A 15,320-nucleotide genomic window follows, 5' to 3' on the forward strand; every position below is an offset into this window, starting at 1 on the left:
ATTCAACCTTAATACTTGACTAAAAGAGTCGGCTTTATAATATCCGACCTTTTTACAGGGTTATTGTATCAGGAGGTTGATATGCGATTAACAAGTAAAGGGCGTTATGCTGTCTCTGCGATGGTAGATCTGAATAAGCAGCAGACTGAAGGTCCGGTGACACTGGCGGCCATCTCTGAACGCCAGTTTATTTCACTCTCATACCTGGAGCAGCTGTTTCGTCGTCTGCGTGAATCGGGTCTTGTTCGTTCTGTGCGGGGTCCCGGTGGCGGTTATCTTCTGGCCAAGGAGTCTGTCGATATCTCAGTTGCCGATATTATTCGTGCAGTGAATGAACCGGTACGCACCACCATGTGTGAGAATGGCGTACGCGGTTGTCATCGCGGCAACCGTTGTGATACCCATCAGTTGTGGGAGTCGCTCGGTCAGCATATCTACCGTTTCCTTGATGCGGTAAGTCTTGATCAGGTCTGCAATGAGGATGTGTTCCTTAATAATGTGGAACTGGGTGACGTTCAAAACTATATTATGCAACCTGAAGTTCACGAAGCGAAGGTGAATATTGCATCGATATCTTGACTGTAACGCCACATATCCACAGCTAAAAGAGAGCCTTGAGGCCATGACCGAAGCGGCCATGGCAGCACCGGGCAACCCCTCCAGCCTGCACTGGGCAGGCAGGGCTGCGCGCCGTATTGTGGATGATGCCAGAGACCGGTTGGCCGCTTTTGTCGGTACAGAAGCCGGTAGCATTGTCTATACATCCGGCGGTACAGAGGCGAATAACATCGCTATCCATAGTGTCCTCTCCACCAGTAAACCGGGCCGGATTATTACGACAGCTATTGAGCATCCTGCGGTTCTCAAGCCGCTGGAGTCATTTGTTGCCGGTCATCCCGAATGGGAACTGGTGAAAGTGCGTCCTGATGTAACTGGTGTGGTCAGCGTTGAGAGTTTGAAAGCGGTGATCAATGACGAGACCCGGCTGCTCTGTCTGATGTATGCCAATAACGAGAGTGGCGCGCTTCAGCAGGTTGAAGAGGTTGCTGCGATATGCCGGGAAAAGACTGTTCCGATGCTGGTGGATGCAGTGCAGATGCTGGGTAAGAAACCGTTACGATTTAATGATCTTGGTATTGACTTTATGAGTCTCTCCGCGCACAAAATCGGTGGCCCCAAAGGTATTGGTGCACTGCTGGTGCGCAGAGGTGTCAAACTCAGCGAGCTGACCCCCGGTGGCGGGCAGGAACGTGGCCGCCGATCAGGCACTGAGAATGTGCCGGGCATTGCCGGTTTTTCTGCGGCATTGGGCAAAGTGGATTTCAGTGGCTGTGAAGCGGTGCGCGATCTCTTTGAATCGGAGTTGCAGAAACGTATGCCGAGGGCCGAAGTGGTTGCAGCTACAGCGCCGCGTACAGCCAACACCTCTCTGGTAATACTGCCGGGTCTTGATGGTGAAACACTGTTGATGCAGCTGGATCTGGCCGGTTTTGCCGTGGCTTCCGGTTCTGCCTGTTCGTCAGGCAAACGTGAACCTTCGCATGTGCTGCTGGCGATGGGGGCTTCCGAGTTAAAGGCGAGAAGTTCACTGCGCGTCAGTTTTGGCCCTGACAATGGCAGTGATGACGCAATCGCGCTGGTTGAAGCGCTGGTAACAGCCGATCAACGACTTAAAAAAATGGCAGGTATGGCAGCATGAGTAGTAAGGCAGCAAACATGAATATTGAACTGACTGAATCGGCTGTAGCCCGGATCAGAGAGCTTGTCAGCAGTGATGGCAAACATGGATTGCGATTGGCAGTGAAAGCGGCGGGTTGTTCCGGCCTTGAATATGTTATGGATGTGGTTGATGGCCCGGCTGCTGGTGATATTGAAAAGGCCTATGAAGGTTTTACGCTCTATGTCGATGCTGAATCCTATACCTCGGCACTTACAGGTCTGAAACTTGATTTTCAGAAAGATGCTCTCTCATCGGCATTCGTTTATCAGAACCCGAATCAGAAAGGTGCCTGCGGATGCGGCGTCTCTTTTTCAGTCTAACTCACAATTCAAATTGAATTAATCCGGCAGGCCTCATAGCCTGAGTGCCTGCAAAATCAGGGGGGCACTTATGTCGAATGTACTTTTATCTATCTCCGGTCACGATCGTGTGGGCATTGTACGGGATGTGGCCGAATCGATGCTGCACCTGAATGCCAATATCGAAGACTCATCCATGACTGCGCTGCGCGGTCGTTTTACGATGATGCTGATCGTAAAGCTGCCTGAAGATAGAAGTCTCGGTGAATTAAAGGCAGCCCTTGCCGAACTGGAGCAGCGCACGCGCCTGACAGTACAGTCACAGGTGATCAGTGATGAAGAGGCCTCCAGGCAAGCGATGGAGCCGGATCATGTCATTACCGTACACGGTGCGGATGCTGTAGGTATTGTGTATGCGGTTACTGATGCACTGGTGCAGTCGGGCGTCTCTATTGTGGATGTATCGACCCAGTCACGTGAATCAGAGGGCAGCAGTGTCTACCTGATGGTGCTTGAGGTGAGTGCATCTGCGCAGAGTGAAGCAATGCTGGCGGCCATGAAAGATGTGGCGACTAAGCGGGATATCGATATTGAGATCCACGCTCTGGATGATGCCGTTCTCTAACTGACCACAGTTAGAGCTGCTTCTATTCGTTGTGACTTTTGAAATTCTGAAAAATCCGGATGAACGGCTTCGCCGCAAGGCTGAGATTGTTGAATCCTTTGGTGATGAACTTACGCAGTTGTTTGAAAAGCTGGAGGCCACCATGCGTGCAGGCCCCGGTGGTGTCGGCATTGCGGCACCGCAGGTGGGTGAAAACCTCAGGCTTGTCGTTGTCGATTGCAGTCAAAGTATGCGCCCATGCAAAAACCATGGCCTGCTCTATCTGGCCAACCCACAGATTGAATCCAGAGAGGGTGAATCACTGGGGCGCGAAGGCTGCCTCTCTGTTCCCGACTGGGTTGGCATGGTGCCGAGGGCAAAAAATATCATGCTCAGTTACAATGATCTGCACGGCAATCGGCAAAACCTTGAGGCGACCGGTTTTGAAGCTCGGGTGATCCAGCATGAGATTGATCACCTTGATGGTGTGCTGTTCATTGATCGCATTGTCTCAAGCAAAGGCCTGGTCAGACGTCTTCCTTCTTAATTTCATAAGCAGCTTGCGGATTGAATATTATCTGCTTTACTAAGGTAAATCGCTCTGCTCGGCAGAGCGATTTTCTAATGAATTAGGAGGGAGATAAATGAAAGTCAGCATGAAAATAGCGGCTATTGCTCTTGGGTTGGGGCTCTTGGCAGGGTGCGCATCAAGTGGTAACGAAGCTCTTAGAGATGAAACAAAGCAAACTGTTTCAAATAAAATAATTGAAGGAACCACCACGGCGGCAGAGGTTCAGGCACAATATGGAGCAGCTACCAGCACAAGCTTTACAGGTGATGGTCTGGAGATTTGGACATATGAGTTTGAAAACACAAGTGCTGATGCCATAAGCTATGTGCCAATTGTTGGTTCTTTTGGTGGTACAGCAAGTGGAACGAAAAAACAGCTGACTATTTTGTTTAATGAAAGTCAGGTTGTAAAACGGGTTAAGTTAACAGAAGCAGCAGTGAAACATAAAACTGGATTGTTTAATAACTGATCGTTTGATTTAATTGATACATGGCAGTTTTGTCATGGTACGCTGCAACCATCCTAGATTACATATCTAATCTAGGATGGTTTTTTTGTATGGAATAATATTTATGAGCTATTTAATCAGAAGTAGATATGCCTGAACTCCCTGAAGTTGAAACAGTCCGAACCGGACTTGAACCCCTGTTAATGAATCGAACAATCAGTGCTGTAACCTGTTTTCGTCAGCAGCTTCGCTATACATTGCCTGATCTCTCTGGATTGGTTGGACAGCGCATCACAGCGGTTGCGAGAAGATCGAAGTATCTGCTATTTCAACTGGATAGTGATCAGCTGCTGGTCTGGCATTTGGGCATGACCGGTCAGTTTCATATGTTATCAACAGCAAGTGAGAAGGGATCCCATGAACATGTGCGTATTGATCTCACTGATGGCCAGAGTCTGCGCTATCGTGATGCAAGACGCTTTGGTTATGCGGGGCTGATCCATGCAGATCAGCTGCTTTCACATCCGTGGTTTGCCAGGTTGGGGCCAGAGCCACTAAGCGTAGATTTTGATAGCAATCATCTCGCTGCCATTTGTCACGGCCGCAAGGCTCCGATCAAAACAGTCATTATGGATGCCGCCAATGTGGTTGGTGTTGGTAACATCTATGCCGCCGAATCACTGCTTCGGGCGGGTATTCATCCTTCCAGAGCCGCAGGCAGAATCTCGAAAAAAAGATTGGCTTTGTTAACGGATTCGATCAAGCAGGTGTTGGCCGAGGCCATCGTAGCAGGTGGCAGTACGATCAGTGATTTTGTTAAAGCCGATGGCAAACCGGGTTATTTTGCGCATAGCTTTCAGGTCTATGGTCGGGAAGGGAAGGCCTGTTTGCGCTGTGATAAACAGATTAAACGAATGGTTCAAGCTGGTCGAAGCACATTTTATTGTCCCGGCTGCCAGCATTAATAGCACAAAGCTCTCCTAATCCCGTGAAAAAGATCGGCTGGGCGGTTAAGATGCGCCGACGTTATCTGAGTGATCACTCGATAAGACCGGAGGCATGGTGAAACAGGCTTTAGAACAGGCATTGCAGCAGGCGTTAGAACTGTTGCTCAAGGATATAGAGGGTGCTGAAGCGCCACAGGTTCAACTGACACGCACCAAGAGCAGAGAACATGGCGATTATGCGACCAATGCGGCGATGCCGCTGGCGCGCCTGCTTAAGCGAAGCCCGCAACAGATCGCAGCATCGATTCTTGAACTGGTCGTGTGGCCGGATGCCGTTGAATCTGCTGAAATCGCAGGTCCCGGTTTTATCAATATCCGTCTGAAGCAGGCGAGTGAAGCGGGCATCCTGAAAACGATCCTGATCGCTGGTGATGATTATGGCCGTGTGCCGCTTGATGAGAAGGCAGAGAAGGTGAATCTCGAGTTTGTCTCGGCCAATCCCACTGGACCTATGCATGTGGGGCATGCCCGTGGTGCGGTTGTCGGTGATGTGCTGGGTCGCCTGCTGGCCATGTGCGGTCGCGATGTGCATCGCGAATATTATATCAACGATGCCGGTGCCCAGATAGGTGTGCTGGCCGAGTCAGTCTGGCTGCGCATGCGCGAGTTGCAGGGTGAAACGATTGAGTTGCCTGAATCAGCCTATCCCGGTGCCTACGTCATCGAAATTGCCAAAGATATTCTCGAACATATCGATTTTCATGCCTTGATCGCCATGGATGATGAGGCGCGGGAAAAACTGCTTGGTCGCGAATCTGTAGCTGCCAATATGGCGATGATCCGTGAAGATCTTGGTGCACTGAATATCGCATTTGATCTCTACTTTCCCGAGAGCGATCTGCATGAGTCCGGCCGTGTTCTTGAGCTGATCGAGAAGCTCAAAGCTGATGGCATTGTCTATCCCGGCACTTTGCCGCCACCAAAAGGTAAAGAGGTCACTGATTACCAGCCGGTAGAGCAGCTGCTGTTCAGAACGACCGATTTTGGTGATGACGTAGATCGGCCACTGGCCAAACAGGATGGCACGCCTACCTATTTCGCTGCCGATATCGCTTACCACGTTGATAAATTTCAGCGCGGATTTGGGCGTATGATCGACGTTTGGGGCGCTGATCATGGTGGTTATGTCACCCGTGTTCAGGCGGCGATGAAGGCGCTAACAGGGCTTGAAGCCCAGCCGGATGTGCTGCTGGTTCAGATGGTAAATTTGACCCGTGATGGTAAACCGGTGCGTATGTCCAAACGTTCAGGAACCTTTGTAACGCTGCGTGAAGTGGTGGATGAAGTGGGTGCGGATGCTGTTCGTTTCAACTTTATGACCCGCAGGGTGGAGAGTCAGCTCGATTTTGATCTTGAGGTGGCCAAGAAGAAGAATGATGAAAACCCTGTCTATTATGTTCAGTACGCCTATGCCCGTGTCTGCGCCATTTTGCGTAAGGCTGAGGAGGAGGGCGTTGTGCTCGGTGATGTGCAGGATGTGGACGTTTCCGTGCTCACCTCACATGAGGAGCAGCGCCTGATAGCCCATCTTCTGGCTTACCCCGAAGCGCTGAAAAAAGCGGCGGATAAGCTGGAGGCCTACCGGATTGCAACCTTCACCATGCGTCTGGCGGCAGATTTCCACAGCTTCTACCACAAACATCGTGTGGTTACCGAGGATGCAACATTGACTGCAGCACGCCTGCTGCTGGCCAAAGCGGTTGCGCAGGTGATTCGCAATGGCTTAGCGGTACTCGGTGTTTCCGCTCCGGATCGCATGTGAATCTGTTGATGAATCATCATAGGGGCCATTAATGGCTCGTGATTTTGCCAAGGTGGTTGCACCGGCACGTTCGGAAAAGAAAAAAGAGAGTGGTTCGATACTCTCTGTTCTGGGCATTGTTATCATTGCCGGACTCTGCTTTGCAGCGGGTTTCTGGTTGGGAGGCAATCAGGCGCAGCCTGTTTCAGATGGCATCTCGCGTTCTGATCTCAACAAAGTACGCAGTGAGCTGGAGAAGAAGGACTCAGAAACAGCAGTGCTGCAGGCAAAAATCGAGACTTTGCAGGATCTGGTTGAGCAGTGGAAAACCAAGGCGGGAGCCAGCGCTCACACCAAAGTCGGTGAGTTGAAGTTTTATCAGGAGCTGCCCGAACAGTCGGTAACCCCCTCTTCAGTTCCTGATTCAACTCCGGCTGCGGCAAGGCCTATGGGGCAGACACTTGAGGTTGAAGCGCCTGAACAGGCTCCTGCGACTTCGGTCATTGATGCCGCTGCCAGCGATCATATCACTTACCGTGTTCAGCTGGGTTCGTTTCAAACAAGGAGTGATGCAACATCACTGCAGTTAAAGCTGATGAAGGCCGGCTTCACCGCTTTTGTACACAGCGTCAATCTGCCTGGTCGTGGCCAGTGGTTCAGGGTTTATGCCGGCCCTTATACGAACAAAGATCTGGCCAAAGATGCGGTGCGTAACATTCAGGAGAAGATGAAGATCAGAGGCCTGCTGGTTCGTGATGGCGGATAGAGAATCACAACGAAAGGGTTGGTTAGAGCACGTTCTGGGTCGTGAATATCAGATCGTACCCTTAGCCGGTGATGCATCGTTTCGCCGCTATTTCCGGGTAGAGGATAGTCAGCGCCACTATGTGTTGATGGATGCACCACCTCCGCATGAAGATGTCTCCCTGTTTCTGGCGGTACGCAGCTGGTTTGTGCGTGCCGATATTCGTGTGTCCAAGATGTTTGCTGAGGATCTTTCCCAGGGATTCCTGCTGATGGAAGATTTTGGGGATCTGACGTGGGCAGGTTGCTGTGAGACAAAATCTGATCTGGAACCACTGTTTAAGGATGGGCTGCGGCAGCTGCATCTTCTGCAAGCCTCTGCCCCTGAAATGGATCTGCCGTTTTTTGATATAGCGAGAATGCGACGTGAATGTGATCTCTATCTCGACTGGTACCTGCCAAAGGTCGCAGGCCTTGAACCGACAAAGGATCAGCGGCAGCAGTTTCATAACGCTTTGGCCGATACCGTGACGATCATTGCAGCGCTGCCGCAGGTGCCGGTGCATCTGGATTACCATAGCCGCAATCTGATGCTTCCCGCCGGTGAGCTGCCACTGGGCATGATTGATTATCAGGACGCCGTCATGGGGCCTGTGAGCTACGATCTGGCCTCACTGCTTTATGACTGTTATCAGGATTATCCTGAACCACAACGCAGAGTCTGGAGCCGTTATTTCTTCGATCATCTGCCGCACTCTTTGGCTGCCGGATTCTCCGGTTTTGACGACTGGCACCAGAAATTGCGCATGACAGCACTGCAGCGCCATATCAAAGCGATTGGTATCTTCGCACGACTTGCCCACCGTGATGGCAAAAAACAGTTCCTCACTGAGATACCGCTAACCAGAAAACATCTGCTCGAAGAGTTGCAGGTTTTAGGCATGCATCAGGATCAGTTTCCACTGCTTTACACTGAACCGTCCAACAGCTGACCTTGAATGTCATTGTGCTTCGCGTAGGGTCGCGCCCCTAAAATGGGGCTGGTGGCAGATGCAACCGGTTTTACAAGCAAGGAGATCAACATGCAGATCAGCAACAACAAAGTCGCTTCATTTCAATATACGCTAACCAATGATGCCGGAGAGACTATCGACTCATCCAGTGGTGGGGCACCGATGGTCTATCTGCATGGTGCTGAGAATATTATTCCGGGACTGGAGTCTGCGCTGGATGGCAAAGGCGCAGGCGATGCGCTGCAGGTAACCATTGAGGCTGCAGATGCCTACGGCGAATATAATGCTGCACTGACTGAAGTTGTACCTGCTGAGATGTTCCAGGGTGTAGAGAAGATTGAGGTGGGTATGCAGTTTCAGGCACAAACCTCCGAAGGTGTTCAGGTGGTGCGTATTGCAGGGGTAGATGGTGATAAGGTCACTGTTGATGGCAATCATCCACTGGCTGGTGAACGTCTGCATTTTGATGTGACTGTTGAAGAGGTGCGCGATGCAAGTGCCGAAGAGTTGGAGCATGGCCATGTGCATAGTGGAGATGAGAGCTGCGGCTGATCTCCACCCATAAGGACGCTGAAGATGATAAAAGGGCTGCCCTCCGGGGTGGCTCTTTTTTTGTGCAGAAGGTTTTTTCATAGTATATGCTTGCTTCTGTGCTACAGTCACAGGGAGATGAGACGGGGATTTCCGGCATGGCAGGGTTTAAAGTGAAATGGGTCGGCAAGAAGGTTCTTATTGTCGATGATGATGAGGTGACACGTATATTCCTTGAATATGCGTTGAATGCCCATGACTATCCCACCGTGGTTGCATCTGATTTCGACACAGCCAGAGAGGCCATGGATGCTGACAGTTTTGCGCTGGTATTGATGGATCTGGTTTTTGTCGATTCTACCTATACCGGATTTGATATAGCTGAGTATATCCGTTCAGTGTCACCGGATACTCCGGTGGTGATTATGACCTCCTACCCAAGTACCGATTCTGCCGTGCAGGCACTGCGCTCGAATGCATCTGACTATCTGCAGAAACCTGTACATATCGAGGAGCTTCTGAACTGTGTAGAGAAGGTGTTAACTGCAGAGGTGGAGACTAAGCCGTTTGATAGCCGACTTGCAGCCAGGCTGGGGCTCACTGAACGGGAGCAGGATGTGCTGCAGCTGCTCTATAAGGGTTGCAGTTATACCGAGATCGGAAAAGCGCTCTCCTTCACCACATCTACAGCAAAAACCTACGGTAAACGTATCTATAAAAAACTTGATGTTCAGTCACGCGGCGAAGCGGTTTATGAGGCTGTTCAGCTTAATCTGATCCGTCACTAATTTTTCTCGTAGTCTCAGGCCCTGTTTTCAACAACAGTGAAATACCAAAACAGAGTTTTTAGATTGTTAAATAGTTCACACATTTCTTGATACTTACTGTTATAGAATTCTCACCACGCTGAAGCCGAAGAGGCAGAGGGAACTATTGAAAGGATCAGGAGTGAAGAGATGAAAAAAAGTATCGCATACCCATTTCCAAGGCCTCTGTTTGAGGCACAGACTGCAAACACTAAAAAAATTTCATCACCTGAAAGTAAAGCTCAGCAGGCCGATGATCGAGGCAGTGATCACAGGTAAATATCGACTGAGTGGGAGTTTTTGATGCGCCACTCACTGCCAATAACTGTTCACTTTACCCGGCTTGATAGATTCCGCCACGCAGGTGGCCGGCAAGATCAATGATCTCCTTTTTCATGGTCAGTTGAGCAGGCGTTTCAGGGAGGCCACAGGGGCCTGTTTCGACCATGATCAGCCCTTCAGGTTTCACGCGTTTAACGCCTTCATTTAGAATGATCTCTATAAACTGCAGGCCATTGGCTTCATCAGTCAGTGCGCCGCGCGGCTCAAAATCCAGTTCCGCTGCAAGATCATCCATCTCATGTTTTGCCACATAGGGCGGGTTGGAGATGATCGCATCAAAAGGCCCATCACTCTCTTTGAGTGGTTGCAGCATGTCGCCGTGGCGAAAGGTGATACGGTCTGAGACATTCAGACTCTCCGCATTGCTGCGGGCTATGGCCAGGGCGCCTTCGGATATGTCGGTGGCGATAATATGTGCCTGGGGAAACTCGCAGGCCAGCGTGATGGCAATACAGCCGGAACCGGTGCCGATATCACAGAATTGGTAACTGCCATTTCTATCCGGGAACTGTTCCAGCACCATTTCGATCAGGTGCTCGGTTTCAGGACGGGGGATCAGCACATCCGGGCTAACCATAAACGGGCGCGACCAGAACTCTTTTTCTCCGATGATATACGCCACCGGCTCGCGTCTCTCACGGCGTTTGATCAGCATCTGGAAGGCCTGCTGGATATCTTCCGGGACTTCATCCATGGCGCGGATGATCAGATCGGTACGACTGGTCTGCCAGACGTGCATCAGCAGAATCTCAGCATCCACCCTTGCCGATTCACAGCCTGCCTCTGCAAGCTGACTGGCCGCCAGCAGAATCATCTCGCGGATGTTCAACGGCTTATGAACCCTGAGCTGCGAGCAGTTCCGCCTGATGGTAGGTGAGGATGGCATCGATTAACTCACCCATTTCACCACCGATAATCTGATCCAGTTTATAGAGGGTGAGATTGATGCGGTGGTCGGTAACACGACCTTGCGGGAAGTTATAGGTGCGGATGCGTTCTGAGCGATCACCGGAACCGACCATACCCTTGCGTGCCTCAGCCCGTTCGTTATCGACTTCGGACTGCTCTTTGTCATAGATGCGTGCCTTCAGCACTTTCATCGCCTGGGCTTTGTTTTTATGCTGGCTGGCCTGATCCTGACAGGTGACTACGATGCCTGAGGGTGCGTGGGTGATACGCACGGCTGACTCGGTTTTATTAACATGCTGACCACCGGCACCGGAGGCGCGATATACATCAATACGGATATCTTCAGGGCGAATGTTGATCTCCACCTCTTCAGCAACAGGCAGAATAGCAACCGTGCAGGCAGAGGTGTGAATGCGGCCACCGGACTCGGTTTCCGGCACACGCTGAACGCGGTGCACGCCGGATTCGAATTTGAAACGGGAGAAAACACCATCACCGGTAATCTGCGCGACGATCTCTTTATAACCACCGACCTCCGACTCACTGGCGGAGAGAACCTCCACCTTGAAACCCTGTGATTCTGCATAGCGGCTGTACATACGGAACAGGCTGCCGGCAAACAGGGCAGCTTCATCACCGCCGGTACCGGCCCTGACCTCGAGAATAATATCGCGGGCATCATTCGGATCTTTAGGAAGCAGCAGAATGGAGAGCTTCTCATCGCTCTCTTGCATGGCACTTTTTATCTCAAGAATCTCTTCTTCAGCCAGTGCTTTGAGCTCAGGGTCGCACTCGGCATCTGCGATCATCTCGCGGTTATCGGCAAGCTGTTGTGCCAGCTGCAGGTAGTGCGCTGCTTCATCTGCAACGGGTTCGATTTCGGAGTATTCGCGGGAGAGCTTAATGAATCGTTTGTTATCAGATGTGACGTCAGGGTCGGAGAGCAGGATGCCGATCTCTTCGCGACGGTGAAGGATATTATCCAGACGATTGTTCATTCTTCCCCTTTGTGTGGGTGAGTGTGGATGGTGTTAATTCAAGGTCAAATAGCCGTTTGGCCGCGCCCATCAGCAGATCGCCTTCAATATCATCGGGAAGCACTTTCAGCGTCTGCAGGGTTGGATGCATGTAGCGCTTCATCAGCGCTTTACTGAAGCGCTCCACCGCTTCGATCTGTGAAGCATCAAGATCTTTCATATAACGCAGCGCTTTCTCCATCTCTTCGCGGCGGCGCAGTTCCATCTGCTGCTGGATGGAGCGGATCAGTGGAACCGATTCAAGAGATTTCAGCCAGGAGAGGAAAGAGAGTGCCTCCTCCTCAATGATTTCACGTGCCTGTTCGGCCTCATGCTGACGGTGTTCAACATTGCCCTGCACAACCTGTTGCAGGTCATCAATATCGTAGAGGTAGGCACCATCAATATCACCAATGCGCGGATCGATATCACGCGGCACAGCAATATCGACCAGAAACATCGGACGCCCTTTACGTTTTTTCATCGCCTTCTGAACGGTTTCAGGCAGCAGCACAAAGGTGCTGGCACCGGTACTGGAGAGCACAATATCGGCGGCATCGAGATAATCAGGGATCTGATCGAGTGTCAGGGCATGCCCCTCAAACTCCATCGCCAGATTCTGGGCGCGTTCCAGGGTGCGGTTGGCAACCAGAATATCTGAGCAGCCATTACCTCTGAGGTGGCGGGCAGCAAGCTCAGCCATCTCGCCTGCGCCCATAAGCAGTACTGTTTTGCCCGCCAAGTCGCCAAAGATGTGGCGGGCCAGCTCAACCGCACAGGAAGAGATATTAACCGCCTGCTTACCGATCTCAGTTTCACTGCGGGCCCGTTTGGCCGCTGCAAATGTCGATTGATACAACCTGTGCAGGACATGACCTGCAGAATTGGATGTCAGCGCGTGCTCATAGGAGGTTTTAACCTGCCCGAGAATCTGCGGCTCACCGAGTACCAGTGAATCCAGTCCTGAAGCGACACAGAAGAGATGCCGGATCGCCTCATCGGTGGTGTAGGAGTAGAGGTGCTCACACACCTGCTCCAGACTCATCTTGGCTTTTTCAGCAAACCACTCATGCACAGCAGCAATGGCGGCATCGGGATCGTGGGTTACCACGGTCATCTCAACACGGTTGCAGGTGGATAGCAGTGCTGCTTCGCGAATGGCCGGATGAGCAATGCGCTGCTTAAGAATCTCGGCAATGTCGGCTTCGGAAACAGCCAGCCTCTCCCGCAAGGCGACGGGGGCAGTTTTATGATTCAGTCCGATATGACAGATACGCATGGGCGAAAGCTTAGCGGTTTGAAGATTGTGGGTACAGGTCGCTCTCTTCCAGCATATTCAGCGGCTGAGGTTGAGTAAGCGCCTGATCAGAAAAAAGCAGTGCATCCATACGGCCCTGGTGACCAAGATCGAGCAGTAGACAGTAGTCTGGAGCACCGCCCAGCTGTGATTCACACAGCTTGCTTAGCGCTTCAATTAACTGCACATCAGGCTGACTGTCGGGGCTGGATGAGAGATAAATACCTCTGCTCTGGTGGTCGCTGTCTGTGCCATGTGTCAATTTGTGGACATCACTATTTACAAAATTCGTGACAGGAAGGGCCGATTCTATCATATTCTCGCCGCCTGCAAGCAAGCCGCAACACGGTTTCGGGTCTGAAACAAGGGCCTGATGAAGTAGTTGTTGCATGCAGTGGCGTTGAATAAATATCTCTTTGCCGGGTGAAATCGATGGATTCATCGGCCAAGGATAAAAGCTTAACTGAGACAGTCAATTAGAGCATTTTAGTTGACTGGTCGTTGAAGGGCGGCACTACAGGTAAGTTGGTAAAGCATGGGGGCTTTTTGCAAAAACTGAAAAAACAGCTGGTCTTCTCCGCCTCTTCGACAGGTCGGATCTTTGGTGTTGTGTTCAGCCGTAAGGTTGCTGTGGCGGGAATCTCTCTGATCTCTGCTGCACTGCTGTTTGGTGGCTGGGGTGCTTATAGCCTTTCGCAAACATCTCAGTTGAAACTTGCCCTTAAACAGACACAGGTGGCACTCGATTATGCGCAGTTAAACAAAGCGCAGGAGCTGGCCTCTCTGCAGTTGAAGCTGGATGCCGATCAGCAGAAGATGGCTGTCTACGCGCGCACCTTGGGCCAGATGCAGGCACGCATCTCCCGTCTTGATCAGTTGGGCAGCAAACTTGTGGATGTTGCCTCCCTCGACAAATCCGAATTTGATTTTGGACTTGAGCCCGCTTTTGGCGGCCCCCGCGAGCAGAAGTCTGAATCGCTAAATATCGAAGCAGGTTTGCACGAAACGATGGCACAACTTGATGGCCGTCTGAGCCAGCTTGGTGCCCAGCTTACCGCTGTAGATTATATGCTTGAGAAGAAACGTGACGCACAGAGTGCCCGCCCGCATGCATGGCCAACCGAAGGTGGCTGGATCAGCTCCCATTTCGGGCCACGTATCAATCCGTTCAGTGGTAACCCTTCAAAGCACTATGGCGTGGATATTGCCAACCGTTACGGCGCTCCGATTCTGGCAGCCAGCCGTGGCGTTGTGACCTTTGCCGGTAAAATGCCCGATTTCGGTTATGTGGTGGATATTGAACATGGTCACGGTTACAAAACACGGTATGGTCATATGGGTAGCTTGTCGGTCAAGATCGGCGATGTGGTAGAGCATAGTCATCTGCTCGGACGTATCGGCTCCACTGGTCACTCCACTGGCCCGCACCTGCATTACGAAGTGCGCCGTCATGGCAAACTGATCAACCCCCGCTCATTCCTGCCTCGCGGCTGAATATCTAACTAAGCATTTATAATAAAGCGGCCACATCTTGTGATGGGCCGCTTTTTTTGTGTGTTAGATGAGAAGGGCACATCAGCAAAAATGGTCTACACTCACCTAAATGAGAGTCTGCTTCCGGCCACAAGCGGTCATTCAAAGCATTATAAATCTAGCACTCCGTACTTTTTATTGAGTTGGCAACATATTGATCCATCTTATCCACAAACTCCACTGGAAGCTTAGTATTACCAGTCAAGATAGCTACCTCCACTCCTGCAAGTAGGGCCATTGAATTCACAAACCCTGCAATTTGGATGACGTCATTGTCACTATAATTTGGCTCTATATATTCATCAGTCACTCGCCGGGATAGTTGGTTGAAGCCTGAGTGAGTAAAGCTGCATAACAATGACCAACCTGAAGCTTTTACAGTTGATAGCACGCCTTCAGAATAACCATCCAGTTCCTCAACATCTGATATTAACTTACCCAAACTGGGATTTAGTGTTTCATTCATAAACTTTCTAAACTGGTCATCAGAAGCACATTTATTTAGCCATATTCCCCTGATGTATGCTTCAAATGCAGATCGAGCCAGCACAAAGGCCGACCCGTACAGCTTATTATCAATCAGGATTGTGAAAGCCTGCTGGTGTTCAAAGACAACATCAAAACAGCTCGCGGAAGCTCTGCCTTTCTCATGCCCAGGTACTGATAAACCATCAATCTTATTATGAAGCCAACTTGCTATCTCTTTAGATTCGGCAACTATTTCACTTTTAATCATCAC

18 protein-coding genes are annotated in these 15,320 nt (G+C 50.9%); 13 read left to right on the forward strand and 5 right to left on the reverse strand.

The annotated features are described in order from the left end of the window. Nucleotides 1-81 precede the first annotated feature (81 nt). From F3F96_RS00680 to F3F96_RS00735, 12 genes are all read left to right on the forward strand, one after another. A complete protein-coding gene (locus tag F3F96_RS00680; RefSeq protein WP_176961338.1) occupies nt 82-579 on the forward strand; it encodes an Rrf2 family transcriptional regulator in 498 nt (165 codons plus the stop codon). Continuing rightward, nucleotides 563-1,699 carry a cysteine desulfurase family protein gene (locus tag F3F96_RS00685; RefSeq protein WP_176961339.1) on the forward strand — a complete coding sequence of 379 codons (1,137 nt, stop codon included), beginning with the start codon at nt 563-565 and terminating at the stop codon, nt 1,697-1,699. The genes F3F96_RS00680 and F3F96_RS00685 overlap by 17 nt, the downstream gene beginning before the upstream one ends. After that, on the forward strand, nt 1,696-2,040 hold the full coding sequence (locus F3F96_RS00690; RefSeq protein ID WP_176961340.1) for an iron-sulfur cluster assembly accessory protein: 345 nt from the start codon (nt 1,696-1,698) through the stop codon (nt 2,038-2,040). The genes F3F96_RS00685 and F3F96_RS00690 overlap by 4 nt, the downstream gene beginning before the upstream one ends. A gap of 70 nt (nt 2,041-2,110) precedes the next feature. Continuing rightward, nucleotides 2,111-2,644, forward strand: coding sequence for a glycine cleavage system protein R (locus F3F96_RS00695; RefSeq protein WP_176961341.1), 534 nt, complete (start codon nt 2,111-2,113; stop codon nt 2,642-2,644). A 31-nt stretch (nt 2,645-2,675) separates the two neighbouring features. Further along, the gene (gene def, locus F3F96_RS00700; RefSeq protein WP_370465476.1) at nt 2,676-3,170 is read left to right on the forward strand and encodes a peptide deformylase; all 495 of its coding nucleotides are present in this window, start codon (nt 2,676-2,678) and stop codon (nt 3,168-3,170) included. Between the two features lie 97 nt (nt 3,171-3,267). Continuing rightward, nucleotides 3,268-3,663 (forward strand): hypothetical protein, encoded by a 396-nt coding sequence (locus tag F3F96_RS00705; RefSeq protein ID WP_176961342.1) that lies wholly within the window; start codon nt 3,268-3,270, stop codon nt 3,661-3,663. A gap of 128 nt (nt 3,664-3,791) precedes the next feature. Continuing rightward, on the forward strand, nt 3,792-4,607 hold the full coding sequence (gene mutM, locus F3F96_RS00710; protein WP_176961343.1) for a bifunctional DNA-formamidopyrimidine glycosylase/DNA-(apurinic or apyrimidinic site) lyase: 816 nt from the start codon (nt 3,792-3,794) through the stop codon (nt 4,605-4,607). 94 nt (nt 4,608-4,701) lie between these two features. Continuing rightward, nucleotides 4,702-6,411: an arginine--tRNA ligase gene (argS, locus tag F3F96_RS00715; RefSeq protein ID WP_186338861.1), complete on the forward strand. Its 1,710-nt coding sequence runs from the start codon at nt 4,702-4,704 to the stop codon at nt 6,409-6,411. Nucleotides 6,412-6,442: 31 nt separating this feature from the next. Continuing rightward, nucleotides 6,443-7,156, forward strand: a complete 714-nt coding sequence (locus F3F96_RS00720; RefSeq protein ID WP_176961345.1) for an SPOR domain-containing protein — start codon at nt 6,443-6,445, stop codon at nt 7,154-7,156. After that, nucleotides 7,146-8,126 (forward strand): aminoglycoside phosphotransferase family protein, encoded by a 981-nt coding sequence (locus F3F96_RS00725; RefSeq protein ID WP_176961346.1) that lies wholly within the window; start codon nt 7,146-7,148, stop codon nt 8,124-8,126. Before F3F96_RS00720 ends, F3F96_RS00725 begins: the two co-directional genes overlap by 11 nt. 90 nt (nt 8,127-8,216) lie before the next feature. Beyond that, nucleotides 8,217-8,699 (forward strand): peptidylprolyl isomerase, encoded by a 483-nt coding sequence (locus F3F96_RS00730; RefSeq protein WP_176961710.1) that lies wholly within the window; start codon nt 8,217-8,219, stop codon nt 8,697-8,699. Between the two features lie 137 nt (nt 8,700-8,836). Then, nucleotides 8,837-9,466, forward strand: a complete 630-nt coding sequence (locus F3F96_RS00735; RefSeq protein WP_176961347.1) for a response regulator transcription factor — start codon at nt 8,837-8,839, stop codon at nt 9,464-9,466. Nucleotides 9,467-9,818: 352 nt separating this feature from the next. On the opposite strand, the gene prmC is transcribed toward F3F96_RS00735, so the two are convergent. The 4 genes from prmC to F3F96_RS00755 are packed head-to-tail and all read right to left on the reverse strand — an operon-like array spanning nt 9,819 to nt 13,490. Beyond that, complete coding sequence (gene prmC, locus F3F96_RS00740; protein WP_176961348.1) at nt 9,819-10,712, reverse strand: peptide chain release factor N(5)-glutamine methyltransferase; 894 nt, start codon at nt 10,710-10,712, stop codon at nt 9,819-9,821. Beyond that, entirely contained in the window at nt 10,660-11,733 is a 1,074-nt protein-coding gene (gene prfA / locus F3F96_RS00745) for a peptide chain release factor 1 (RefSeq protein ID WP_176961349.1), read from the reverse strand. The genes prmC and prfA overlap by 53 nt, the downstream gene beginning before the upstream one ends. After that, nucleotides 11,714-13,030 (reverse strand): glutamyl-tRNA reductase, encoded by a 1,317-nt coding sequence (gene hemA / locus F3F96_RS00750; protein ID WP_176961350.1) that lies wholly within the window; start codon nt 13,028-13,030, stop codon nt 11,714-11,716. Before hemA ends, prfA begins: the two co-directional genes overlap by 20 nt. A gap of 10 nt (nt 13,031-13,040) precedes the next feature. After that, a complete protein-coding gene (locus tag F3F96_RS00755; protein ID WP_176961351.1) occupies nt 13,041-13,490 on the reverse strand; it encodes a hypothetical protein in 450 nt (149 codons plus the stop codon). A gap of 104 nt (nt 13,491-13,594) precedes the next feature. On the opposite strand from F3F96_RS00755, the gene F3F96_RS00760 reads away from it, so the two are divergent. Further along, nucleotides 13,595-14,542, forward strand: a complete 948-nt coding sequence (locus tag F3F96_RS00760; protein WP_241697571.1) for a M23 family metallopeptidase — start codon at nt 13,595-13,597, stop codon at nt 14,540-14,542. Nucleotides 14,543-14,699: 157 nt separating this feature from the next. On the opposite strand, the gene F3F96_RS00765 is transcribed toward F3F96_RS00760, so the two are convergent. Then, on the reverse strand, nt 14,700-15,317 hold the full coding sequence (locus F3F96_RS00765; protein ID WP_176961352.1) for a hypothetical protein: 618 nt from the start codon (nt 15,315-15,317) through the stop codon (nt 14,700-14,702). Between the last annotated feature and the right edge of the window lie 3 nt (nt 15,318-15,320).

Source organism: Mariprofundus sp. NF (genome assembly GCF_013387455.1).
Classification (GTDB): Bacteria; Pseudomonadota; Zetaproteobacteria; order Mariprofundales; family Mariprofundaceae; genus Mariprofundus.